The following is a 25,703-nucleotide window of genomic DNA, read 5'->3' as shown; positions in this document are numbered from 1 at the left end:
CAAACTCATTTTGCATTCCCTTTATGGCAACTTCCAAACGCGCTGTAGCTACCAAACCTCAGGATCCTTCCAGTGCCGAACTAGCTGAACTCAAAGCGGTTGAAACAGAACTTCGGCAAACCATTGCGGAAATGGTTGCTATACAAGACCAGACCGCCGGCCAGTTACAAGCTGTACACGCTTCTTTTGCCTTAATTGAATTCACTCCCGACGGACTCATCCAGACGGCAAATTCGCTTTTCCTGAAGGTGATGGGCTATTCGCTGGAAGAGGTACAAGGCAAACACCACAGCATGTTTGTTAAACCGGCCGATGCATCCTCGCAGGCTTACAAAGATTTCTGGAAAGGGCTGCGCGAAGGTCAGGCCAAGAATGGGGAGTTCAGCCGTGTCAACAAAAACAACAAAGTAGTTTGGGTACAGGGCAGTTACATGCCCATCAAAGATAACCAAGGGCAGGTCGTCAAAATCGTTAAAATTGCCAGCGACATCACCGCGCGTAAAGCCGAGACGAACGAAATCAACGCGCAGATCGATGCCATCCACCGCTCGAATGCCGTGATCGAATTCGAAACAGACGGCACCATTCGCACCGCCAATGCTCCTTTTCTCGAATTGATGGGCTACACCCTGAGCGAGGTAGAGGGACAGCATCACGAGTTGTTTGTAACGCCGGAAGACCGCACGTCGGAAGCGTACCGTCAGTTCTGGCGCGACCTGGGCGAAGGCAAGTTTGCGACCGGCGAATTCAAACGCCTGAACAAGGCGGGAGAAGCAGTCTGGATTTTCGGTAGCTACAACCCGATTCTCGACGTTAACGGCAACGTCTACAAGGTCATCAAGTTTGCGCAGGACATCACGCCGACCAAAAAGAAGGAGGCGGAGATCGACAAACTGCTGCAAATGGCAGAAGTGCAACGCGAAGAGATGCGCGGCCAGATGTCGGCCATCAACGCCACTTCTGCGTTTATTGAGTTCGACCTGCACGGCAACATTGTTACGGCCAACGATCTGTTCCTGAACACGATGCAGTACTCGCTCGATGAGATCAAGGGACAGCATCACCGCATGTTCTGCCATCCTACCTACGCCAACAGCGACGCATACAAGCAGTTCTGGCTTGATCTGAGTCAGGGCAAAACGCATTCGGGCGAATTCAAACGCCTTACCAAAGACGGTTCGGAAGTTTGGCTGCTGGCCAACTACACACCCATTTTGGACGCGCAGGGCAAGCCAACCAAAATTATCAAGCTGGCGACCGACATCACCGAAGACAAACTGCGCAACACCGATTACAGAGGTCAGTTGGAAGCGGTGAGCAAAGCACAGGCCGTCATCGAATTTAACCTGGACGGTACGATCCGTTCCGCCAACGAAAACTTCCTGCGTACGCTGGGTTATTCCGCTTCGGAAGTCGTGGGCAAGCATCACCGCATGTTCTGCGAGCCGGCCTATGCTGCCAGCGTCGAGTACCGGGAGTTCTGGGAGAAATTGAACCGGGGCGAATTTGACTCGGCCACTTACAAGCGACTGGGCAAAGGGGGCCGGGAAATTTACATCCAGGCGACTTACAACCCGATTCTCGACCTCAACGGCAAGCCGTTCAAGGTGGTCAAGTACGCCACGGACGTTACCGAGTTTACGGTAGCACTCAACGCCATCCGCGACTTCATTTCCCAACTGCGCCGTGGCAACTTCGACGCCGACATTCAGGTCAAGGCCGAGGGTAATGTGGGGCAAATGATTCAGGACAACCTGGCGCTACGCGATACCCTCAAAATGATTATCGGCGAGGTGAACCGGGTCGTCACCCTGGCAGGACGCGAAGGGCAACTATCGGCCCGCCTGTCACTCAAAAACGCAGAAGGCGCCTGGGAAAACCTCGTCGAGTCGCTGAACGACCTGCTGGAGTCCATCGCCAACCCGGTAATGGAAATCAACCGCATCGTCACCGAGCTTTCCATGGGCAACCTGACCGAAGCCTTCAGCATGGAAGCGGAGGGAGATCTGGCCGATATGGGCAACGCGCTGAACGTGGCCATGCGCAACATGAACCAGCTACTCAGCAACATTTCGCAGATCGTGACGGTGATCGCCACCGCCTCGGAAGAGATGCTGACCACGGGCGAAAGCATGCAGAATACCACGCAGGAAGTGGCGTCCGCCATCGCTCAGATGGCCGAAGGCGCACAGCAGCAGGCGACCAAAACGGATGAATCGTCGAAGCTGGTAGAGCACGTTATGAACTCGTCGGTCGACATGGGTTCCAAAGCCAACATCATCAACAAGGCGGCCGAAAAAGGTCAGTCGAGCTGCAACGATGGCTTGAAGATCGTCAACAAGGTCGTAGAAAACATGGGCGAAATTCAGACTTCGGCACAAGATACGGCCAAATCCATCGAGATTCTGACCGAGCGCTCCGAGGAGATCGCCCGCACGTTGAACGTCATCACCGACATTGCTTCCCAGACCAACCTGTTGGCGCTGAACGCAGCCATCGAAGCGGCACGGGCCGGAGACGCCGGACGGGGCTTTGCGGTAGTCGCCGAAGAGATCCGGAAACTGGCCGAAGACTCGCGCAAGTCGGCTGTCGACATTGAGCGGGTCATCAAAGAAGTACAGAAAGACATTACCCTGGCGGGCAAGGCCATCGGCAACATGGAAACCAGCGTGAAAAGCGGTAACAAAGCGTCGCGCGATGCCGAAGAGGTATTCCAAAGCATTCAGCAATCGAGCACCGAGACACTCGACCTCTCGAAAGAGATTTTGCAGGCAACCGATCAGCAGCGCAACAGCATCAACACGGTTGTGAAGAACATCGAGAGCATCGTGGTGGTGGCAGAAGAAACCGCCGCCGGTTCGGAACAGATCGCTACGTCGTCGCAGGAGCTGAACCAGGGCATGAGCGAGGTACTGCAGAGCAGTAAGAATCTGGCCGAGATTGCCAACCAGTTGACCGAAGGCGTGTCTAAGTTCAAACTCAAGAAAGCATAACCTACCCTATGGCACAAAGCATTAGCAAAGAAAAAGAGCCACAGGCAGGCAACAGTGGGCCACGCATCCAACTGGTCGTTTTCCGACTGGGCGAAGAAGAGTACGCCCTTAGCATCGACCAGATCAAAGAAGTGGTGCTCACGCCGAACGTAGCGCGCATTCCGCAAACGCCGGATCACATCAAAGGCGTAGCCAACATTCGCGGGAACGTGCTGGCCATCCTGGATCTGGAAAAGAAATTCGGCATCAAAAGCACAGACGAAAGTCTGCCCAAATACACCCTGGTGCTGGAAAGCCAGGAAGCGAGCGTGGGCATTTTGGTCCGCAAAGTTCCGAATACGCTCTCCATCGGCGAACACGACATCGACACTGCCTCCAGCGTAGTGCTGTCGTCCGAAGCCGAAGAGCAGGCCATTCGGGGCATCGTCAAGAGCGGAGAGCGCATGATCATTTTGATCGACGCCTTGGCGATGTTATCGCGCCGCGAGACACAGGAGGTTGCTAAATCTTTATAATTCATCTCTTATTTGATTCTAACGCTATTAGTTCTAGATACATGGCAAAAAAAGTTCTGATTGTTGACGATTCGCTGTACATGCGAACGATGATCAAAGATGCACTTAGTGAAGCAGGCTACGAAGTGGTAGGACAAGCCGCCAACGGCGAGTCGGCCATCGACATGGCACTTGAGCTTCAGCCCGACCTGATCACCCTGGACAACATCCTGCCCGACATGATCGGCACGGACATCCTGCGGATTCTGAAAACCGAAGAGGAAATCGAGTCGCGGGTGATCATGATCAGTGCTGTCGGACAGCAGTCGGTAGTCAACGAAGGTTTAAACCTGGGCGCTTCCGACTACATCGTAAAACCTTTCACGACCGAACAACTCGTGGAGGCCGTCAATCGCATCATGGCCTAGGAACCATGGCTGCGTCTCCCATTCAAGTTGTAGTGGCGGATGACTCCAGCCTTATGCGGCTCCTGATTTCGGACATCCTCCGCAACGATGAGTCGATTGAGGTGGTGGATACGGCCTGCGATGGTAAAGAGGCCGCAGAAAAAACCACGGAGCTTAAGCCGGACGTGCTGGTGCTGGACATGACCATGGCCAATTATGACGGACTGTATGCCGTGCGCCAGGTCATGCAACAACATCCTACGCCCATTCTGATTCTCAGTGCATTGGGTAATACCAACCTGAGTCCCATTATGGAGGCACTGAGCCTGGGCGCGTACGATTACCTGACCAAGCCTGCGTCGCGTGGGTTGCGTACGCTGCAGGATGAGTTGGTTCACAAGGTCAAACAGGCGTCGCGGGTGAACCGCCAGCGTCTGTTGCGCAAACAGGTGCAACACACCAACCAGGCGCCGCACGTTTTCCAGGGTCAACTTCCCTACGAGATCATCGCGATCGGTGCATCGACAGGGGGACCGGGTGCGGTAGAACAGGTCGTTACGCAGTTGCCCAGCAACCTGGCTATTCCGGTGGTGATTGCACAGCACATGCCCAAAGCCTTTATTCCGGCCTTTGCTGAGCGCCTCGATGCCCTTACCCCCCTACGAGTGCGGGTGGGCGAGGAAGGAACCCCCATACGGCCCGGCGAAATTACGGTAGCACCAGGAGGCTGCAACTCCAAGCTAAAAGCCTCTGGAAGAGGGCGCGTGGTGTGGACTCAGGCCGAAGAGACTTTTCGGGAATACAACAATCCGTCCGTTAACGCCCTGATGCTTTCGGTCGCGCAGGTGTACGGAGAAAAAGCAATTGGTGTGATTCTGACGGGTATGGGCAAAGACGGCACCCGGGGCATGGAAGCCATTTACCGAAGCGGTGGGTACACCATCGCTCAGAACGAAGCCACCAGTGTGGTGTACGGCATGCCACGCGTCGCGGTAGAAACCGGCGTGGTCCGCCAGGTAATCGCGTTGCCGGAGATTGCCGGATTTCTGGTAAGCTGTCTGTCCTGAGCCTATTTAGTTGTTGGCCCTCGCCGGTCGACTTTTGATTTCGCTACTCCATGAAAGAAGAAGAATACAAAGAGCTGTTTCGGGCAGAAGCGTTCGAAAACTTCGAAGAGTTGAATCGCCTGTTCAGCGACTTGGAAAAAGATCCGAAGAAAATGTCGGTCATCGACGCGATTTTCCGGATCACACATACCCTGAAAGGCAATGCCATGGGCATGGGATTCGAAGCCATTGCTGGCTTGGCCCACGTTATGGAAGATCTGTTCAGCGAGGTAAAGCAAGGAAGTATCCAGCTGGATAATGAATTGTTCGCCAGCCTGTTCCGTGCAAACGACAAGCTAGGCGAACTGATCGAGGCACTCTCGACCGGCCAGCGCGTCAGCTACCGGGGCATCCAAACCAAACTGGAAGTCTTTTTGCGCAATGCACGTGACCGACAGGCAGAGAAACCCGCCGATCCTCCGGCCGCACCCGTAGCGGCGGCGGCGCCCCAGGCAGAACCGGAAGTAACACCGGCTCCTAAAAAGAGCAAGCGCAAAACCAGCAAGCGTCCCGCGGCCAGTACAACGGGCAAAAAAGAAGAAAGTACCAAGGAGATCCCGGCAGACCCGGCCCCATCAGCCGACGAAGCCTCTTCTGAAGCGGTGGCTTCCGTACCCGCTGCGGCGGCCCCTGCGCAACCTGAAGAGGCGGCTCAGGCAGCTCCTGAGGAAGCTGCACCCGCCGAAGACCAGACCAAAATCACCTTCTCCGATCAGGTTCAGGTACCCGTACGGAAACTGGATGCCCTGCTCAACCTGGTAGGGGAACTGATCATCGAACGCGACCGCCTGGTTGCCATGCAACAAGCCCAGGGCTCGCGCAGCAACATCTACGCTCGGCTGCACCGCATTACGTCCGATTTGCAGTACGGCATCATGGGCATACGGCTGGTGCAAATTGGGTTCATGTTCAACAAGTTCCACCGCATCGTGCGCGATGTGGCTCACCTGGAAGACAAACAGGTGGACCTGGTGCTGGAGGGAACCAACATTGAGATCGACCGGAACGTCCTGAAAATCATGAGCGATTCGCTCATTCACCTGGTCCGAAATGCTGTGAGCCACGGCATTGAAGGCGCCGAAGAGCGTCGCCAGGCCGGAAAGCCCGCCAAAGGCACCATTACGCTCCGGGCCCGGAATGAAAAAGACCTGGTGTTTATCGACGTCATCGACGACGGCAAAGGCATCAACGCCCCCGTCATCCGGCGAAAAGCCCTGGAGAAAGGGTTACTGACCACCGAACTGTCGGCAAAACTGACCGACGAAGAAGTACTCCACTTTATCTTCCATCCGGGTTTTTCCAGTGCCGAAAAAGTCACGTCCGTTTCGGGACGTGGTGTAGGCATGGACGTGGTGAAACGCTCGACCGAATCGATCGGCGGCCGCATCGACATCGCGACCGTGCCGGGTCAGGGTTCGACCATTACGCTGGCACTGCCCTCGTCCATGGCCGTGAAGGGAGCGCTCCTGTTCGAGTTGAATCAACAGGAGTTTACCATCCCGCTTTCGTACACCGAAGCGGTGGTTTCCCTCCGCAAAAAAGACATTCACAAAGTCGGCAACGGGCTGATGGCCACCTACCTGGATAAAACCATTACGGTCATTTTCCTACGGGATTTGTTCCACTTGAACTCGCTCCGTAATCTGTCGGACGAAGGGGTCTTGCACCAATCGTTCGACCAGACAGATGACCTGCAGAAACTCGATCTCATCATTGTCTCGAAAGAGAACCGCTATGTGGGGCTGGTGGTCGATAAACTGCTACAGCAGAAAGAGATCGTCGAGAAGCCCCTGGGCGAACCCCTCGACAACCTGGACATGATCAGCGGTGCGACCATTCTGGGCAATGGGAACGTCTGCCTGGTGCTGGATGTCTCCGCCATTTTACGTGCGCTCTTTCGCCATAAAAAAGGAGCCAACTCTAACTAATTACTACGAAACGCAAAACGTGCACACGACCATTAGCGCATGAAGAATCGATTAAACGGACCGGATTGGGATATAGTGCAGCAATTGATCCGCATGGGACTGCAAAGCGCCATTGATGCGTTTGGCTCCTTTACGGCCGGAAACGCACCCTTACATACCGAGTCTGTTCAATGCAATACCGCCACCCTTCCGCCCTACCGCACTCAGGAAGACATCATTGTGTTGACCACCGCCATCAAAGGGGCGCTGAAAGGCCACTGCCACCTGATCTTTTCAGCACCTGAAGCACGCCAGTTGCTCGCGCATGCGTGTCCCAATGCCGATCCGGCCGATGAAATCGCGCAGGCGTTTCTGCTGGAACTCGACAACATCGTGACTGCTTCGATCGTCACCCACTTCGCCAATTTGCTGGACACGCACCTCTATGGGGATGTGCCCCAGTGGACACAACTAACGGCCGATGCGCTGGCCGCATTCGTTTACCAGGATCGGTGTCCCGTGCTTTTCGATGCCCAACTGGCCTCAAGCGATCGTCAGATACGCCCTGTGTTAGTCTGGACCATGGAAGAACGCTTTTTCGAGGCGCTTCAAACCCTCACGGCCGACGAAGCTCATACCAAACGCATCAGCAATTACATCAGCTACTAAATCCCATAACTCCCAAAGGTTCACAACATTATGGTTGATATCACAGACGAAGAGTTGGTGTCGTTGACACGCGCCATCAACGATCGTTATGGACTAGACTTCACGAATTACGAAAAGAAGTCGTTGCGCAGAGGATTCGGTCGACTGATTTCACGCCATCACTTAGGCTCTACACTGGGTCTGTGGGGAAAGATCCTGCGTGATCGGGAGTTTTTTCCGCAGTGCGTAGACGAACTCACCGTGGGCCTGACCGAAATGTTTCGGAACAGCGAAGCCTGGGTCGCCGTGCGCGATCAGGTGTTGCCCAACCTGTATACCAATCCGCTGCGCATCTGGCATTCGGGCTGTTCTACAGGCGAAGAAATTTATACCATGGCCATTGTGCTGAAAGACAAGCACTTGCTCTCCAGAGCCAAGGCCGTGGCGACTGACCTGAGCGCGACGGCGCTGGAGCAAGCCAAACAGGGCACGTATCCGCTCATGACCCTCAACCGGTATGCGAAAGCCATGCGGGCTTATCGGCCCGAGGCACAGCTGGAGCACTACTTCGACATCGACGGTGAAGAGGGCACCATCCGGGACATGTTCAAACGCCACATTACGTTTCGGCGCCATAACCTGGTGTGCGACCCTTCTGTCGGGCAGTTCGAGATGGTATTCTGTCGGAACGTGATGATTTACTTCGACGAAACGCTGAAAATGAAAGCCCTTCGCCTCTTCCATGAATCCTTGGTGGACGGAGGATTTCTCATCATCGGCTATTATGATCTGATGCCTGCGCAGGCGCAAGAACTCTTCGAGTTGTTCGACCCCAAAACGCGCATCTATCGCAAAAAGAACTAAGTACCCATGAGGAACGAACGCACTTCTTCTGTATTCTTTGCCTTGCTGGCCGGTGCTTCCTTTCTGTTAGGCATTGCGTGCTGGTTGGCATTCAGCACCCAACATTTGGGCACGGAAGCGCTCTGGCGAGGCCGTGTGGCGATGGAGAAGGTGCACAGTCACTACCTGCTCTATCACCAGACCGGACAACAAACGTACGCCACGGCTACTTCGCTAGCCGCGCAAGAAGCACTTGAGTCGTTGCAAAAATTCACGGCCGGTGCGGTTGGGAAAGAAATTGATGCCCTGCAACGTGGGCTCACGGCACTGCAAGATCCGACGTCAGGCGCATACCGCGATCAGGAAGCGGCGCTTACGTCGCTCATCCAGCATTGGGAAAACGTCCAGCTTCGTTTCCTCGAGTCGCAGGCGGCTTCGCGCAGAAACAGAAATGCACTGGTCATGCTGACCTTGTGCACCGGCCTGCTGCTGGTTGCCTGCGCGGCACTGTTGATGTACCAGCGTGTTTTGCAACCGTTGCAAAAGCTAACGCTACACCTCCAGAATATCTCCTCCGGTAACGCACACATGGAAACGTCGTTCCAGACGCACGGTCCCCTGGCGGCGTTGGGCGCTTGTCTGCAGCAGTTGCTGGCTCATGTAACCGATGCCGCAGCGTTTGCACACAGCATTGGGGAAGGCAAGTTCGACGCGACGTTTGAGGTGACAGGCGAGCAAGACGCGCTCGGCAATGCGCTGAACGACATGCGTCATAAGCTGATGGAAGTCGCCGAAGAAGAAAAGATTCGGAACTGGCGCATCAACGGCGTGGCCCGTTTGTCGGAGCTTATCCGCGATCATCAGCAATCGACGCCAGAGCAGATGGCGTACGCGTTTATCAGCCACTTTGTACGCTACACGGAATCGAACCAGGGTGGGGTATTTCTCCTCAACGACGAAAACAGCGACGACATTTTTCTGGAACAGGCAGCTACTTATGCCTTCAACAAACAGAAGTTTCTGGAGCAGCGCATTGCGCCCGGCGATGGTCTTGTCGGCCAGTGTTTCGTAGAAGGCGAAACCATCTACCTGGAAGAAGTGCCCGAGCGTTACATCAGCATCACTTCCGGCCTGGGCGACGCGCCGCCACGCGCGGTATTGCTGGTTCCCATTAAAGTGAACGATCAGGTGTATGGCGTCATCGAATTGGCTTCTTTCCACCGGTTTAAGCCGTACCAAATCGAATTTGTGAGCGAAGTGGGCGAAACGCTCGGCGTTACCATCGCCGGGATTCGGACCAATCGCCAGACCAGCCTTCTGCTGGAAGAATCGCGCCGCTCGAACGCTGAGCTGCAACTGGCCGAACGCGAAATGCAGCAGAATGCAGAAGAGCTTCAGGCCACCCAAGAGGAGTTGAACCGACGTCTGGAAGAACTGCGCGAAGAGACCAACCTGAGCCAGTGCATTATCGAAGCGATTAACAAGACCAACGCCACCGTCGAGTTCGACATGGAAGGCAACATCACGCAGGTAAACAACATGTACCTGACGGTGATGGGCTACGAGCGTGATGAGATGATCGGCATTGCCGAGGCGCAGTTAATTGCGCAGGACGAAGCCAACCGCCTCCAGTTCGAAATGCTGTGGGATAGCCTCCGGCGTGGCTCCTACCACGGGGGCGAATACCGACGGATGGCGAAAAACGGACGCGAAGTGTGGCTGAACGGCACGTATAACCCCATTTTCGATACGGACGGCAAGCCTTATAAAATCATTCAGTTTGCACAGTTCGTGACGGACGACAAAGAGAAAGACCTGGATCTGACCAGTAAGATCAATGCCATGAGTCAGTCTTTCCCGATGCTGGACCTCGACCTGACGGGCAACTTGATCAAAGCCAACCTCGCCTTTGTAGAAATGACGGGTGTGAAGCGAAGCGCCCTGCGTAAGATGAACCTGTGGCAGCTTCTGGCAGAAGAACAGGCAGAACCCGCTATTTACGAGAGCATCTGGCCTAAAATTCAGGAGGGGGAATCGATCTCTGAACTGCTCCCGTATCGCACCGGCGAAAACGAAATTCGCTACTGCCTCACCAACTTCAGCCCGATTCGGAACCTGGCCGGCGAGGTCTACAAAGTGATGACGATGATCATCGACATCACCGACCAGCGAAAATTACAGGACGAACTGCGCATGCATCAGGAACAGCTGTCGGAAACGGTAGCGGAACTGAAAGTGGTGCAGGCCTCGCTCAGTACGCAAAAAGCTGAGCTGGAAACGCGTGTCCACATGCTCGACCAGACGACCTGCATTTTCGAGATAGACCATAAGGGTAAGATGCTTGCCCTCAACGATTCGTTCCGGCAGTGCATGAATCTGGCCGATGCGCCTCTCGATAAGCTGAAGTTGACCGACCTGATTGCCACTGATTTACAGGCGGAAAATATTCTGGCGGTGATTCAGGCCACTGCGCAAGAGGGAGCTCTTTTCCGCCAAACGCTGCCTTACCGCAGTGCCACCGGCACCATGTGCTGGGGCGATACGACCATTGCGCGTGTACCGGTGAGCGAGGATACCCCCAACGGCGCCAAGCAACGCTATCTGGGAATTCTGTTCGACGTGACGCAACAAGTAGCGCAAGAGAGCGAACTACGGAAGTCGTTGGCGCGCGAACGGATGAAAAATGCGATTCTCGATACCAAGAGCGACCGGGAGGTCGACTTGATGGAGAAACTACTGGGCGACATTGTCGCAGAGGCAGGGCAAACCGGCTCAATTCCTCTAAACAGCTTGATGGAACACGATTCGCTTCCGATGCTGCATTTAGACGCCGAGGGCAACATCCTGCACGTCAACCCCTCTGCGCATCAGTTCATCGGCTACACGCACGAAGAGCTGGAGAATCAATCGTTCCTCTCGCTCCTGGATTTTCCCGATAAGGAAGCCCAGAAGCATTTTGTGGAACAGATTCAACGAGGCGACGTACAGATCATAACCCTCAGCATGCGCCTGCGCTACAGCATTGGCCAACAAGTCCAGACCACGTTGATTCCGGTCTTCACCAGCCAGCATCATCAGGTGCTCGCCTTTCTGAATCCACTTTAAGAACATATCGTTTGAGCAGCAAAAAGCCCGCTTTTCTTCTGAAAAGCGGGCTTTTATATGCCTTCGTGTTGAATGATTTCTGGCTACGCTTTGTCGGTCGTTGCCTTCTGTTTTGATTCCAGCAACAGCAACAGGTTTTCGATGACTTGCTTCAGATAACGCAAGCAGCTATCGCTCTTCACCACATAGTTGAACACGCCTTCGCGCTGCACTGCATTGATGACGTTAATGTCCTCCTGCGCCGACATTACCACGGTGTAGATGCTTTGGTCATACGCCCGAATCCTGCGCAGCAACGTCAACCCGTCGATATCTGGCAGCATCAGGTCGATAATCACAATGTCGGGGCGGCTTTCCAGAAGGCAATCGAGCAACTGCTGTCCGCTCTCGAAATAGTATACTTCTATGTTGTCGATGCCGCTGAACGCCAGGCGAATCACCATCGCCTCGGTACGGTTATCTTCGATGATGTAAACTTTGTATTTGCTTTTCATGCTAGTGTTGCTGTAGTGTATCGTACATGTATTTACGGAGTTCTTGCGTTAGCTGCGCCCAGGCAGGCCCTATTTGTTCCTGTAGCTCCCCTACGTTCTCGAACCGCTCCTGGATCAGGTGCTGGTTCAAAGCGTTGGTAAGTTCGTGCATCTGCTCGGCCCCCAGGGTGCCACATAATCCTTTCAGCGTGTGTACGGCCATTTGCACCTCGGCAATCTGTCCTTTCCGCCAGGCTTGTTTCAGACTCAGCACCAGCGCCTTCCCATCATTGATGAACGAATTGATCACTTCTTGTATCGCTCCGAGGTCGTTACCGGCGTATTGCTTGATCTGTTCGATAATCGTCCGGTTCAACACCTGTTTGGAGTTCACCAGAGCCGGAGCCGATTCTGCCGAAGCGCCTTCTAGCGTAGACTGCATCGACTCAGGTAGCCATTTGCGTAGCTTTTCGGCCAGAGGACCAATCACCAACGGCTTCGCGAGGTAGTCGTCCAGTCCCAATCGGATGTATTTTTCTGCGTCGCCTTCCAGGGCATTGGCACTTAACCCTACAATCGGGGGCACGTTTGCGTACTGACGCCGCAGGGCCTGGGTAGCCTGAATGCCATCCATCACCGGCATCTGAATGTCCATAAGAATGAAGTCAAACTCCGCAGAGGCAAACAAATCCAAAGCTTCCACGCCGTTGCGGGCGATGCTCACCCGACAGCCCAGCTTTTCCAGAATGAGCGTTGCCACGCGCCCGTTCATCTCCTGATCTTCTACCAGAAGCACGTGCGCCGAATACTGTCCCACATGATCGGCTTGCAGACGGTGCTGCGGCGGGTTGATGTGTTGCCGCGTGGCGGCCTTATAAGGGAGCGTAAACCAGAACACACTTCCTCCCTTGCCCGACGACTCAATACCAATTTCTCCGCCCAACATCTGCACGAGGTTCTGGCAAATGGCCAGCCCCAACCCGGTGCCCCCATAGCGCCTCGTCGACGACATGTCCAGTTGTGAAAAGGGCTGGAAAAGTTTATGCTGATTTTCGGCCGAAATGCCAGGGCCTGTATCTTTCACGCAGAACCGCAGCAGGCTTTCGCCTACTTTGTCGACACTGATCCCAACCTCGCCTGCATCGGTAAACTTAATGGCGTTGCTCACCAGATTGGTTAGGATTTGGGTCAGGCGCGTTTCGTCGGTGGTCAGATAACGCGGCACCGTAGGAGCGACCTGCAACGTCAGGTTCAGCGCTTTTTTGCGCACCAGTGGGGTGAACAGTTCTTTCACCTGCTTCAGCGTGCGCGGTAACTCAAAGGCCGCCTCACGCATCTGCATTTTTCCGGCTTCCAGTTTCGAGAAGTCCAGAATGTCGTTAATAATGGTCAGCAGATTCTCGGACGATCGCCGGATGATCTGCGTGTATTCTTCCTGTTGCGAAGTAAGCGGGCTTTCCAGCATCAGCTCCGTCATGCCGATCAATCCGTTCAGAGGGGTCCGAATTTCGTGGCTAATGTTGGCTAGGAATTCTGATTTCAGTTGCAGAGCACTCTCGGCCAGATCACGCTCTCGCGTTAGCTCTACCATCCGCTTGCGTTCGGTGATGTCAAGCACCACCCCTACCAGCATGGTGTCGCGGCTCGTTTGAATAACCTGCCCCTGATATAAAATCCATTTCAGAGAGCCATCCTGATGATAAATGCGGAACTCCTGGCTGTGGACCTGATTGTTCGGCGCAGACCGTGCGTCTTCAACGTAAACCGCCAGGCGCTCGTAATCTTCGGGATGAATTTTGTCGACCACATCGGTGATCAGACGCCCCAGGTAATACTCGGCCGGATATCCCGTCAGCCGCATGATCCCCTGGCTCACGTAATCGATGCGGGGAATGGGCTCGCTCGACAGTTGCAACACGGCACCTGCCGTAGCGTCCAAGAGTGTCTTGAACTGCATTTTGCTGGCATACAGTTCGCTTTCGGCGCGGTTCCGCTGCTGGTACGTGCGGTACTCGGCAATGATGAACCGCACCTCTTCGGCCACCGCGCGCAGAAACCGCTCCTGTTCCTCTTCAAGTTTTCCGGAGAAGTCGGGCGCGCCCAGCATGATTACGCCCCACTGCGTACCGATCAGAAACGGACAGCCTACGGCTTTTCCCCAATCGGCTTTTTGCACATAAAAAGGCTCGGCAATGCGTCCGATGGGTGTGGTGAGGGCATAATCTTCCAACTGAAACGGCCACGTGTCGTTCTGTGCGGTTCGCCCCACATCGGCCATCATCACCATGGTCCCGTCCACTTGCATGTACACGCGGCTTGCAATCATGCTTAAAGCATCGCAGGCCACATCCAGGCATCCACACAAATGTTCGTACCAGTTTTCCCAGGTTTGATGACGTAGCCACAACAGCCGCTCCCAGAACGACTGTGTTTCGTTTACAAAGGCGGGTGATTTTTTAGACTCGTCGGTGGAGGGTTGATCCATAGCGCAGGAGGCGGACAACAAAGCCGCCCGGTTGAAGACAAACACAGCCGTAAGATACGGTAAATCAAGAGCTTACGGTGCCTCATCCCTGCCCATTTTAGGTACAGATCTCCCTCAAAACATACATGCGTGCCAAGGCTACTGATAAAATTTCCGTGCCTGAATCATACTTTCGACTTCGGGCGGAACCAGGTAGCGGATCGAACGGTGGGTGTGTACGCAATTGCGAATGAACGTCGCCGAAATATCGAGCAAGGGTGCTTCTACCATCCGTACATTTTTGTGCGCCGACAAACTACCCGCTGCCCCCTGCGTCAAGTCTGCGCCCGGCCGGGGATATACGTACAATTGAAAAAATTCCAGAATGCGGTCCGCGTTTTTCCAGCGCGAAAAGCCTTTCAGGTTATCGCCACCCATAATCAGCGCAAATTCGTGCTGAGGATGTTTCTCTTGCAATACGGTCAAGGTATCGATCGTATAGCTTGGGCGTGGCAGGTGAAACTCCACGTCCGTCACCTTGAAATTGTAATTATCGGCCACCGCGCGCGCCACCATGTCGTATCGGTCAAACGCATGCAACAAGCTTTGCGAAGACTTGAACGGGTTTTGAGGAGACACCACAAACCAAACCTGATCCAAATCGGTGGTTTCTACCATGGTGTTGGCAATGATCAGGTGCCCGATGTGGATGGGATTGAACGACCCAAAGAAAAGCCCCACTTTCATGACAAAACGGCTAGAGGAACAACAATACGACGGCCGCCCTTTGCAGAGAAAGGGGTACGGTGCATACCCGCGAAAGTAAAGGATTCAGGAAAAGACGCGCAAGGCTGAACCAGCCTCAAATCGGCTGATCGGCCAGAAAACGGTCGACCAACTGCTGGGCTTCGCGCAGCGAATCGTCCAGATCTTCGTTGATCAACGTAATGTCGAACTCCTTCTCGAAGCTCATCTCAAATTTCATCTTGAACACGCGACGGGAAATGCTGTCTTCAGAATCGGTGCCCCGCGCACGCAAACGACGCTCCAACTCTTCGAGCGAGGGTACTTTTACGAAGATGGCCAACGCCTGATCTTTGTAAAAGCGCTTGAGGCTTAACCCACCTTTTACGTCGACATCGGCAATTACGTGCTTGCCTAGCGACCAGATGCGCTCGATTTCTGTCTTGAGCGTTCCGTAAAAGGCCCCCGGATAGACTTCTTCCCACTCTACAAAATCGCCTTGATCGATGTGGGTTTTGAATTCTTCGGGCGTTAAAAAATAATAGTCTTTGCCGTTAAGTTCTTTCCGGCCACGACGATCGCGCGTACAAGCCGAGATGGAAAACTGCAACTGCGGATTCTTTTCCAGCAGATGATGAACGATGGTGGTTTTTCCGGAACCAGACGGAGCTGAAAAGATGATGAGTTTGCCCTGCGGCATTAGTTAAACGGTAGTTTCTCTGATTTTAGAACGAATAGAGTCCACTAACCCAACCGGAACTTCCTTTTTCTTGACTTTGTGACACAACACCTTTTTGATGGCGACATCAAGCTGGTAAGTCTCATAGACGGGCATGCACTCTTTGGCGTGCAAGTTAAAAAATTCTACTTCTTCGGGCGTAGCCTCACCGTCAATGACAATATGCAGGAGCTCAAAACATCGGGCCTCGTAAGATGGGCTCACCTCCGCCGGTTTCTGCGACCTGGGCTCCCGCTCGGGGGTATAAGACTGATCCATGTTTACTAGCTAATTATATTTTACAAAATTGTTCAGAAGGTTTAAGCATCAAATATGTCAAGAAAAAACAGATTGGCGGATTTTAGTTCACATACACACGAGAAATCCTCACAAAAATTTTCCATACTGTCTTCCTTACACAATATTGTATGCAGATGCTTTAACACCATACGCAAGAAAAAAGCCGAGGTTATGGTGTTTCCTCGGCTTTTTCTTCGTCTCGATAACCCATCGTGCGGGCATAGTCTCGTAACTTATCTTTGAGCAGGTTGCGCGCTCGGTGCAAACGCGAGCGAACCGTCCCGATAGGGATGTTCAAAATCTTTGCCATCTCCTCGTAGGTAAATCCTTCCAGGTCGCAAAGGATGATGACCGTACGGAAATCGACCGCCAGCGAATTAAGCGCCGTCGCGATTTCGTCGCCCAGCATATCCTGCACCGTTTCAATCCGCAGGTCGGTCGTAATCGACTCGTCTACGTCGTCGGAATTATAATACGTTTCTACCTCCTGATAGTCTACCTTCGCCGGTTGCTTGCTCTTCTTCCGGAAGTCGTTAATGAAGCTATTTTTCAAAATCCGGAACAACCAGGCTTTGGCGTTGGTACCCGGCTCGTACGAATCAAAAAAACGATAGGCTTTCAGATAGGTCTCCTGCACCAAATCATTTGCATCATCCTCATCGAGCGTCAGCCGGTAGGCAAAGTTGTAAAGCGCGTCAATAAAAGGCATGAACTCGCTTTCGAACTGAGCATCCCGCTTCTGCTTATCGGTTAAAACAGGCTTTGTGATCTTATCCATGTATAGCGTAATACGTTAAAGGCAATCCTACCAATCTAGTGCAAATAGCGTGCTAAGTAACGGCCAAAATCCCTAACTAGTCACAAAAAATTCTTTCCGTTACCTTTTTTATCAAGCAATGGAGAGATAACTATTGAAATCTACTAGGGTGGGAATCACTCGTCGCCACAGGCATCTCCAGGCGAGAAGTAGTCTGCAAAGATACAGAAAAAACACCTGATTACCTGACATAATTACCGACTTATCTCCCAAATCTCCTCTTCTTAACAACTAAAAAAAGATACTTTTGTTGCCCATGCGTTCTCTTCTTTCCCGCCCTCCTCGCTCGCTCGATCAGTGGATCGAAACAGGCATCCAGGTAGGCATTTTAGGGCTTCTTTCGGGCATTTTCTTAGTCGAACACATCCGGGTGTGGCCCAACATCGCGTTGGCAGCTTTGCTGATTTCCGCCTTGGCGCATGCTCTCCGCACCCGTCCGCCGTTCTGGCAGTCCCTGCGCGAGCCGCCGTTCTGGGCCTATATGGCCATCTACGTTCTGCTGGCCTTCAGTATGGTGTTTACGGCCCAAACCAACGTTGGGTACGCAACCGGTCAGCTCGAAATGAAAGTTCTTTTTGTGGTATTGCCCCTGGCTTTTGCACTACTCCCGGCGTTGACTGCCCGTACGTACCAGAGGTACCTGCTTGCTTTCGTAGCGATGACGCTCCTCACCAGCTTCTTTAGTCTGCGCGACTATTTCTTGCATCGGGAGGAAGTGCTACAGGCCTACGGCAGAGCCGGTATCATGTTCACGGTGACACACCACGTACGTTACAGCGTACTGGTATGCTACGCACTTTTTTGCAGCGGTTACCTGGCCCAGCAAGCCTCGTCTCTTTTCAAACGAATTATCTTTCTGGCAGTTACATGCTTTTTTGTGCTTTTCTTACATATCTTGGCGGTCCGCACCGGGCTGATCTGTTTCTATGCATTGGCCGCCTGGTTGGCCCTCCGTCAGTTGGGCAGACAAAAGCGTTGGGTGGGCGCGCTGCTCCTGTTGGTGATCCTGGGCACGGCAGTAGTGGCCTTTACTCGCCTGGAAACGCTGCAGAAGCGCGTCGAATACACGCTATACGACTTGGAGCAGTACCAGAACGACCCCGCGAGCGCGAATAATTACTCTATGGCGCGGCGGCTGCTGGCCTATCAGGTAGCCTGGGACACGTTCCGGGCCAATCCGCTATTCGGCGTTGGCGAAGGAAACGTACAGGCTGCATTGCAGGAACGCTACCGCCAGGAACATACGTACATCACGCCCGACAACTACCTGATGCCGCACAACGAATTCCTGCGGTTTATGGCGGCCGAGGGCCTCGTGGGCCTGGGTGGCTTCCTCTTTCTTTTCTATTATCCCTGGTTAAGCGGACGCCGGTACCGCTTTTTGCCGCTCAGCGCCTTTTACTTGGTCATCACCCTGTCGATGCTGTTCGAAGATGCGCTGAATACCCAACTGGGGTTGTACATCGGCCTTCTGTTCCCCATGCTGCACCTGACCTACCTACGCGGCGAAGCGGCGCATACCTGAATGCGGTTCGGCAGGGTTGCCCCCGATACCGTACAAAAACGGGGTTGCACCTCCTGATACAACCCCGTCATGGATGATTTAGTGACAGAATTTACCGACGGCTCGTGCCGGACATGCCTGCGACTTCGCCATTGGTCTGCGGATGCTGTTCTACCTGCTGACGCTGCGCAAAGGCTTCCGGAATGGGCGGACCGAGTTGCGGCTCCTGCCCGTGTGGTTCAGCCACGGCAAACGAAAATTTACCTTTACCATCAGGTGCCGTACCGGTAGTCCAACGCCGTTCGTATGGCTCACGTTGAAGGTCCGTCGAAATGAAAGAGTAGCTAAACTCTTGGTTCTCTTTGTCTTGCGGAAAACTGTTGGGAATCGGGTGCACGTCGCCGAGTTCTTCCAACACCGCCAGCCACTGGTTCTGGTGCATGGTGTCGCGGGCAATCAGAAACGAGAGCATGTCCTTCATCCCCGGATCGTCGGTCATGGCGTACAAACGTGTTGCCAGTGCACGCCCGCCGGCCTCGGCCGTTACGTTCGAGTACATATCGGCAGCGATGTTGCCGGTACCCACCACGTAGGCCCCGCTGAACGGCACGCCGTTGCTGTCGGAGGCCATTGCGGCCAACCCACTCGATAAAATGTGACGGGGGTTCATACCACCCAGCACCGCTTCCACTACGGGATTGGCACCCGCAATCTGGTCTTTGATTACGTTTTCGGCACCCTCCAGATTCAGCGCCACCGCGGTGCAGAGCATCTCGATGTGCGCCATTTCTTCCGTACCGGTTTCCAGCAGCATGTCGCGGTACTTAACCGGACCGCGGGCACCCCACGCCTGGAAGAGGTACTGCAAACAAACGCGAATTTCGCCTTCGATGCCGCCGATGGCTTGTTGCAGCATTTTTGCGAAGAGGGGGTTGGGTTTTTCTACACGTACGTTGTACTGTAGTTTTTTGTCGTGATAAAACATGACACAAAAAGTTAAGGTTAAAAATGAATGGCAGAACACCTTTCTCACGAATGGAAAAGTCGAAAAAATGAAAAGTGTCCCAGTTTAAAAAGCACTCGGAGCGTCCAAGTGTATCGCTGTTTACTACGGGCCGAAGTGGCAGAAGTTTAGGGGAAGGGGTGAGTTTTCTGCGCTTATTTTCAGACTAACCCGTTCGCTATCAACACCAAATCCCAAAACTGCTTCCGTTATAAAGCCTCTGCGATGTCGCGCACCGAGGCCCGCTTGCGGTAGTCGGGATTGACGTGCGCCCACCGAATGCGACCGTCCGTCCCAATGACGTACGTCGCCGGAATCGGCAGGCGGGCCGCCCCATCGGTATCGGCGTTGAACTGGGCAATGCCCGGATTCTTGCCACTTCGGCTCACTCGCCCGGCATAGTCGTCCGTCACGTCGAACGCAACGCCATAGGCCTCCATGATCGCGTAGCTGGAATCGGAAACCACCGTGAACTGCAACCCGTGCTTAGCCACCATTTCTTCGGCCAGGTCAGCCGTTTCCGGCGTCACGGCCACCACCTGCGCTCCCTGGTCTGTGAGGTATCGTAACGAATCCTGGAACGCACTCAGGTAGCGGTTGCAGACCGGGCACCAGTGCCCCCGGTAAAACAGCAGCACCACCGGTCCTTGCTGGCGCAGTTCCGCCAGGTGCACCACATTCCCCCGATCATCGAACGCCGAAAAGTCAGGCGCCATCTCCCCTACCGACAGGCCTTCGGGCACTCCACGCGCGGCATCGATGCCGTATTGCGCCAGGGCTTCGGCCTCCGGTTCGGGTGACGTGGCCGAAGATTTCTGCTGACGGGCGGGCGACGGCTGGCAGGCGGCCAATAGGCCCACCAACAGCATAAGCGACAAAGGTTTCATTGGAAACAACGTGGAGTCTGGTTAGGAAGTACGGCTCAAAATTGCCATCTTATTCTTCCTCTGAATGTCGGATTCACGACCTAACCCTCGCTTTATCATGGAAATTTATTGCCCCAAATGCACCTGGGAACCCGGCCCGCATTCCCGCTGGATGTGCCACTGCGGCCACCACTGGAACGCGTTCGAAACGCAGGGGCGCTGTCCCCAGTGCCATTTCCGCTGGCAGCATACGCAATGCCATGCGTGTGCCGAATGGTCGCCGCACGTGGACTGGTACCACGACCTGCCCGAAATTGACCTGGAAGCGATGTTGGAAGAAGTAGCCGAAGCAAAACAAGCGGAACCGCAACAGAGGCTACGCGGCACGGGGCATCCGTAACGGTTCAGGCCGACGCTACCTCCAGTTTGTAGCCTACTCCGTGTACGTTGGCGATGTGGAGCGAAGGGTCGGGACGCAGATACTTACGAAGGCGGGAGATGAACACGTCCATGCTGCGCGTCACAAAATAGCCTTCATCCTGCCAGAGGGCTTTCAGAATCACCTCGCGCTTCACTACTTGGTTCGGGTGCTGCGCCAGCATTCTTAACAGATCGGCTTCCCGCTGCGTGAGTTGATGACGCTGGTCGGCGATCCGCAGCACCTGATTAGGGTAATCGAACGTAGCCTGTCCGAAGCGATATTCCGTAGCGTCAGCGGGTTGGTCTTTCGTACGCCGCAAGATGGCCCGAATCCGCAGGTCCAACTCTTCGATGCTAAAAGGTTTTGTGACGTAGTCGTCGGCGCCGAGGCGAAACCCCCGGATGCGGTCTTCTTTCTGATCGCGGGCCGTCAGAAACAGAATGGGCACGTGTGGATCGGTACGCCGAATGGTTTCTGCCAGTTGAAAGCCGTCTACTTTCGGCAGCATCACGTCCAGCACGCAGAGGTCGAACCGGCCCCGCTGAAAGGCCTGCTGCCCCGCCGCCCCGTCTTCGCAGCGCAACACGGCGTAGCCCTGCGCGTCGAGGTGATCTTCGAGCAGAAAGCCCAGACTGGCGTCGTCTTCCACCAACAGAATGTTCATGCCGTCGGAAAAAATAGTTCGAACCGACTGCCCCGCCCCTGGTCGCTGTCGAGCGTGATGGTGCCCCGGTGGGCGTCGATGATGGATTTCACGTAACTCAAGCCCAGCCCGAAGCCCTTCACGTCGTGCGTATTGCCGGTCGGAACGCGGTAGAATTTCTCGAAAATGTGCGGCTGATCTTCTTTCCGGATGCCTCGACCCTGGTCGGCAATCGTCACCAACACGCCATGACCGTAGTCTTGGGTAGTGACGGCAATCTGCGGTGCGGCGGGCGAGTATTTCTCGGCATTGTCGAGCAGGTTGAAAAACGCGTTGCTCAGGTGCAGCGGATCGCCCACTAGCCGCACCCGACTGGCGTTGAGATCGGCCAGCACCTGCCCCGCCCGCTGTTGCACCCGCACGCCGATGCTCCGCAACGTTTCGCCCAGAATGGCGTGCAGATCCACTTCCGTCCGGTCCAGCGCCAACTCTTTCTGCTCCAGCGCGGCCATTTGCAGCACGCGCTCTACCTGCGCCCGCAACCGCTGGTTTTCCCGGGTGATGATCCCGGCGTACTGCTGTTGCTTGGCCACATCCGACGCGTGCTCCATCAACTCACTGGCGATGCCGATGTTGGTGATGGGCGTTTTGAGTTCGTGCGTCAGGTTGTTGATAAAGTCCGTTTTCATCTCGGAGAGGCGCTTTTCGCGCAGCACCTGCACCATGGTGTACCCAAAGAAGCCCACCACCAGCAGTAGCCCCACGGTGGCCAGCAGCCAGAGGTCCATTTCGCGGACCAGGTAAGCACGTTTGTCGGGGAACAGCAGCGCAAGGTTGTAGCGCGCCGGGCCATCGTTGCGCAGGTACGCCGACGGTAGCGATCCCCCGGTAGCGGGCACAAAGTGCCCCAGCGCGAGCGTGTCGCGGTCGGCGTTGAGCAAGCCCCACTCGTAGGCGGTCAGCAGATGCCGGCGGCTCAGTTCTTCCCGCAGGCGCTGGTCGACCACTTGGGGATCGACAGCCCGCTCCAGTTCCACCACAAAAAAGTTCGAGGCGAGTTGCCGCACCGGCGGCAGAGACGGCGCGGATTCCTGGTCGGGCAACAGTTCGTTGGCCAGGGTGGTCAGTGCCGACTGCACCGAGAAATCGAAGGCGCGCGTTTCGGCCTCGTAGGCGCGCTTGAGCCAGAGCAGCTGGGCCGTAAGCAGTCCGGCTACCGCCAGTACACCCAGCACCACCATCACCCGAATTTTAGATCGTTTCATAACCACTCGGAAATATCTTAAAGATAAGAGGTTCCGGCGGGTTGTGCGCAGCGTTAACGTTTCATTAACGTTTCTCCTGACCTGACTCAGAGGCTGACCTTCAACCCGATGAAGAACGTGCGGGGCGAAGGATAAGCGTAGGCATCGGTGCCATCCGCCACTTCCGGATCCAGGCCGGAGTAGCGCGTAACGGTGTACAGGTTCTGCCCTCCGACCGAGAATTGCATGGCTTGTAAAGACCGCACCGGCAACTCATATGTGAGGCCCACGTGCTGGATGCGCAGGTAGGCACCGGGTTCGAAAAATGCATCGGCATACGCTACAGGTTCCCAATAACCAGCCCGCGGTTCTGTCGCATCAGGATGTTCCGGCGTCCAGCGATTCTGAAAGCGGTCCTGCGTAACATTCGCCCACCCTTCGTTATAGAGGAGTTCGTATTTCTGCTTACGCAAAATGACGTTACCCGTCACCCCTTGTAGCGACACGTTGAGCCCGACGGCCCCGTACCGAAACTGCTGCGATAGCCCCATGTTCCAGGCAGGGACAGGAGCCCCAATCACAAAAGGATCTTTATTATCGATGGCACCGCTCCCGTTCCGATCTACAAACCGCCGCCCTCCCAATGTAATGTACCGGTCCGATTGCGTGGTCAACACCCTCTGCGCATCGACGGCTGCCTGATCGCGCAGAATACCCTCTGTCAGGTAGGCGCGATATGCTCCCAAAGGCTGCCCATCCGTAGGATGATGTATGGGTTTAGGAGTCCCTGATCCGCCGCCCGTAGTGTCATACCAGGTGCCCCCGCTTCCCATGACCACGGCACCTTTTTGGCCGTAGGGCCAGGCTTTGTTTTTATTGTAGCTTACATTACCACTGAGCTGATAGCCCCAGCGGTCTTTTTTCCATTGCCCGGTCAGTGCCAGACTCGCACCCCGATTCACCATTTCTCCCCCACTTCTGGGAAAATAGCCGGAATTAGGTGGTAAGCCTTCGGTCATGTGGAACATCAGCTCCTTACCCCAGAGTGAGTATCCCGTGAGTTCACCCCATAATTTTCCTTCCAGTAAAGCAATGCGTACACCCGTTTTAGCCTGATAGTGACGCTCCCAGTCCACAAACATCAACGCTGGCAGGGAGCCAACACGCGGTTTCAGTATCGAAAAACCACCTAAATGCTCCACTCCTTCAGGCACGCCATTCAGTTTTCCGAATCCTGCGTAAAGCTCTAACTGCGGGATACTACCGCCCCACGACCACCAGTTTTCCTGATGCACTTTCCAGGTAAGTGTTGCCGCCGAAGCAATCCCGTGGTGATGTTTACTCAATTGCGCATACAACTTATCCCAGCGATTAACCCACTGTATCTGGTAGCGCTCCTTAAAGGTATAGGTAAGGTCTGCCCACACGCTTCGAAAACCCTGCTCTGCCCGATAGTAACGCCGACTCGTGTACTTCCCTTCGAGATCTCCGCCATACTGCTCCATCGTTTCCTTCCAGAAGTGTACCTCCGTCCCTGCGGTACTCGTCAGCACATGGTGCTCGCGCCAGGTTTGCGTATGCGTTGCCGACAGAGCACTAAAGAACTGATCGGTTTTGTGCAGATAGTTATCGTAGGTATGGCTGTAAATGGTATCCGGGTACCCCCGGAAGGTGTACAACAGCGACTCCCGGTAAGTTGTGACGTGTCGCTGGCGGTACCCCAGGTGGTAGTTGAGCGAAAGTCGGTCAAGGAGCCGATACGTTGCCCCTAGCTGCGTCACAAGTTCACGCTGTGTGCCCTCACTCTGATGGTCTACCAGCTGCTGCACTGGGTTGGTATACGGTCGACTATGTCTGAAATAGTCGTAGTACTGCGTGTACAGGCCATCGCTGTCGTACACCGGCACGGTAGGCGCCATCAACAGCGCCGTATTCACGATCGATTGGCTGCGGGTAAGGTTGGCCAACGAGGCCGGAAGGTCGGTCACACTGTAAGCGACGCGGCCGCTGAGGGTCAGGCGTTGTCCCAGTTGCTGCTGCACGTTCAGCCGCCCGCTCAGGCGTTGCAGCTTGTCCTGCCGAAGCAGTCCCTCCTGCATAAAGTAGTTGCCGGAAGCGTAATAACGGGTTTTGTTCCGCAGTCCGGCGTAGCTGAGCTGATGCGATGTGCCGAACGCCGGGCGAAAAATTTCCTCCTGCCAGTCGGTGTCGGTGGTGGGGGGCGGCAACAACAGACTGTCGCCTCGGTAGGTGGCGGCTTCGTTATAGTACTGCGTCCAGTCAGCCGCCTGAAGCAGCGGGTAGCGCCGCGCAGGGCGGCTTACGCGAAACGTGGTGTGGTAAGTCAGCCGGCCTTGTTCGGAGGCGCCCTGTTGGGTCGTGATCAGCACCACACCTTTCACGCCCTGAATGCCATAACGCGCCAGGGCGGCCGGGTCAGTCACGACCTGCATCGAGGCAATATCTTCGGGATTCAGGCCGATGAGTTCGCTCAGGGAAGCTTCGCCGTCACGGGGGCGTTCCGGAAACACCGGCATGCCGTCGATGATAAAAATCGGATTCGGATTGCCGGTCATGACGCGCGGCCCGTATAGGTACAGATGGCTTGCACTGCCCGGCACCCACGAGTCGCGTTGTGTGATCAGTCCGCCAATCTGGCCGCGCAGCAACTGTTCGGCCGTTACGACCAGCCCCGCCTGCGGCTGCGCATCTGTCACGCGATTGGCTGGAAAGCGGGAGATTCCCTGACCCAGGAGTTCGGTAGAATCGGCGGGAGCTGCTGGAAGATCAGGTAACTGCGCCTGTAGAAGCGCTACGGGCACAAGCAGAAGGAGGAAAAAGAGTCGGTCCATACGGTGGTGAAAAGTCGCACCAAGATAATAGAATCGTGTACATACCCAACTCATCAGCCCCCCAACTACTTCGATGAACTGAGCATTTTCTTAGCGTTTACAAAGACTATGCTCTATACGAACGCACTGAAGCTAAATCGTTTATAGAAAA

20 protein-coding genes are annotated in these 25,703 nt (G+C 54.8%); 10 read left to right on the top strand and 10 right to left on the bottom strand.

The genetic code is table 11. The annotated features are described in order from the left end of the window. Positions 1-131: 131 nt before the first annotated feature. Genes BLR44_RS06845 through BLR44_RS06810 form a run of 8 tightly spaced genes read left to right on the top strand, consistent with a single transcriptional unit; the run spans position 132 to position 11,503 of the window. Positions 132-2,993, top strand: coding sequence for a methyl-accepting chemotaxis protein (locus BLR44_RS06845; RefSeq protein WP_176955927.1), 2,862 nt, complete (start codon positions 132-134; stop codon positions 2,991-2,993). Positions 2,994-3,001: 8 nt separating this feature from the next. Beyond that, positions 3,002-3,508 carry a chemotaxis protein CheW gene (locus BLR44_RS06840; RefSeq protein WP_089680566.1) on the top strand — a complete coding sequence of 169 codons (507 nt, stop codon included), beginning with the start codon at positions 3,002-3,004 and terminating at the stop codon, positions 3,506-3,508. Between the two features lie 41 nt (positions 3,509-3,549). Beyond that, positions 3,550-3,915 (top strand): response regulator, encoded by a 366-nt coding sequence (locus BLR44_RS06835; protein WP_089680564.1) that lies wholly within the window; start codon positions 3,550-3,552, stop codon positions 3,913-3,915. Between the two features lie 5 nt (positions 3,916-3,920). Next, positions 3,921-4,961 (top strand): chemotaxis-specific protein-glutamate methyltransferase CheB, encoded by a 1,041-nt coding sequence (gene cheB, locus BLR44_RS06830; protein WP_089680563.1) that lies wholly within the window; start codon positions 3,921-3,923, stop codon positions 4,959-4,961. 50 nt (positions 4,962-5,011) lie between these two features. Continuing rightward, entirely contained in the window at positions 5,012-6,928 is a 1,917-nt protein-coding gene (locus tag BLR44_RS06825) for a chemotaxis protein CheA (RefSeq protein ID WP_089680561.1), read from the top strand. 39 nt (positions 6,929-6,967) lie between these two features. Then, a complete protein-coding gene (locus BLR44_RS06820; protein WP_143017162.1) occupies positions 6,968-7,576 on the top strand; it encodes a hypothetical protein in 609 nt (202 codons plus the stop codon). Between the two features lie 30 nt (positions 7,577-7,606). Further along, positions 7,607-8,419, top strand: a complete 813-nt coding sequence (locus BLR44_RS06815; protein ID WP_089680558.1) for a CheR family methyltransferase — start codon at positions 7,607-7,609, stop codon at positions 8,417-8,419. Between the two features lie 6 nt (positions 8,420-8,425). After that, on the top strand, positions 8,426-11,503 hold the full coding sequence (locus BLR44_RS06810; RefSeq protein ID WP_089680555.1) for a PAS domain S-box protein: 3,078 nt from the start codon (positions 8,426-8,428) through the stop codon (positions 11,501-11,503). 83 nt (positions 11,504-11,586) lie between these two features. Here the strand turns inward: BLR44_RS06810 and BLR44_RS06805 are convergent, their stop codons facing one another. From BLR44_RS06805 to BLR44_RS06780, 5 genes are all read right to left on the bottom strand, one after another. Continuing rightward, entirely contained in the window at positions 11,587-11,997 is a 411-nt protein-coding gene (locus tag BLR44_RS06805; protein ID WP_089680553.1) for a response regulator, read from the bottom strand. A 1-nt stretch (position 11,998) separates the two neighbouring features. After that, positions 11,999-14,461 (bottom strand): PAS domain-containing hybrid sensor histidine kinase/response regulator, encoded by a 2,463-nt coding sequence (locus BLR44_RS06800; protein ID WP_089680552.1) that lies wholly within the window; start codon positions 14,459-14,461, stop codon positions 11,999-12,001. 138 nt (positions 14,462-14,599) lie between these two features. Next, entirely contained in the window at positions 14,600-15,187 is a 588-nt protein-coding gene (gene nadD / locus BLR44_RS06795) for a nicotinate (nicotinamide) nucleotide adenylyltransferase (RefSeq protein ID WP_089680550.1), read from the bottom strand. A gap of 115 nt (positions 15,188-15,302) precedes the next feature. Beyond that, entirely contained in the window at positions 15,303-15,884 is a 582-nt protein-coding gene (gmk, locus tag BLR44_RS06790; protein WP_089680547.1) for a guanylate kinase, read from the bottom strand. Positions 15,885-16,371: 487 nt separating this feature from the next. Then, positions 16,372-16,980 (bottom strand): sigma-70 family RNA polymerase sigma factor, encoded by a 609-nt coding sequence (locus BLR44_RS06780; RefSeq protein WP_089680543.1) that lies wholly within the window; start codon positions 16,978-16,980, stop codon positions 16,372-16,374. 295 nt (positions 16,981-17,275) lie between these two features. On the opposite strand from BLR44_RS06780, the gene BLR44_RS06775 reads away from it, so the two are divergent. Next, complete coding sequence (locus BLR44_RS06775) at positions 17,276-18,544, top strand: O-antigen ligase family protein (RefSeq protein ID WP_089680541.1); 1,269 nt, start codon at positions 17,276-17,278, stop codon at positions 18,542-18,544. Between the two features lie 91 nt (positions 18,545-18,635). Here BLR44_RS06775 and BLR44_RS06770 read toward each other — a convergent pair whose 3' ends face one another. Both BLR44_RS06770 and BLR44_RS06765 read right to left on the bottom strand, forming a co-directional pair. Next, positions 18,636-19,508 carry a manganese catalase family protein gene (locus tag BLR44_RS06770; RefSeq protein WP_089680539.1) on the bottom strand — a complete coding sequence of 291 codons (873 nt, stop codon included), beginning with the start codon at positions 19,506-19,508 and terminating at the stop codon, positions 18,636-18,638. Between the two features lie 227 nt (positions 19,509-19,735). Then, the gene (locus BLR44_RS06765) at positions 19,736-20,413 is read right to left on the bottom strand and encodes a peroxiredoxin-like family protein (RefSeq protein WP_089680537.1); all 678 of its coding nucleotides are present in this window, start codon (positions 20,411-20,413) and stop codon (positions 19,736-19,738) included. 97 nt (positions 20,414-20,510) lie between these two features. On the opposite strand from BLR44_RS06765, the gene BLR44_RS06760 reads away from it, so the two are divergent. Beyond that, positions 20,511-20,792 carry a hypothetical protein gene (locus BLR44_RS06760; RefSeq protein WP_176955925.1) on the top strand — a complete coding sequence of 94 codons (282 nt, stop codon included), beginning with the start codon at positions 20,511-20,513 and terminating at the stop codon, positions 20,790-20,792. A 4-nt stretch (positions 20,793-20,796) separates the two neighbouring features. Here the strand turns inward: BLR44_RS06760 and BLR44_RS06755 are convergent, their stop codons facing one another. From BLR44_RS06755 to BLR44_RS06745, 3 genes are all read right to left on the bottom strand, one after another. Then, on the bottom strand, positions 20,797-21,477 hold the full coding sequence (locus tag BLR44_RS06755; protein WP_089680535.1) for a response regulator transcription factor: 681 nt from the start codon (positions 21,475-21,477) through the stop codon (positions 20,797-20,799). Further along, on the bottom strand, positions 21,474-22,721 hold the full coding sequence (locus BLR44_RS06750; protein WP_089680534.1) for a sensor histidine kinase: 1,248 nt from the start codon (positions 22,719-22,721) through the stop codon (positions 21,474-21,476). The genes BLR44_RS06755 and BLR44_RS06750 overlap by 4 nt, the downstream gene beginning before the upstream one ends. A gap of 86 nt (positions 22,722-22,807) precedes the next feature. Continuing rightward, positions 22,808-25,552, bottom strand: coding sequence for a SusC/RagA family TonB-linked outer membrane protein (locus BLR44_RS06745; protein ID WP_176955924.1), 2,745 nt, complete (start codon positions 25,550-25,552; stop codon positions 22,808-22,810). Positions 25,553-25,703: the final 151 nt, after the last annotated feature.

Source organism: Catalinimonas alkaloidigena (assembly GCF_900100765.1).
Classification (GTDB): Bacteria; Bacteroidota; Bacteroidia; order Cytophagales; family Flexibacteraceae; genus Mooreia; species Mooreia alkaloidigena.
Note: the sequence above shows the minus strand (reverse complement) of the source record. Positions and strands in the feature narration are given on the sequence as shown.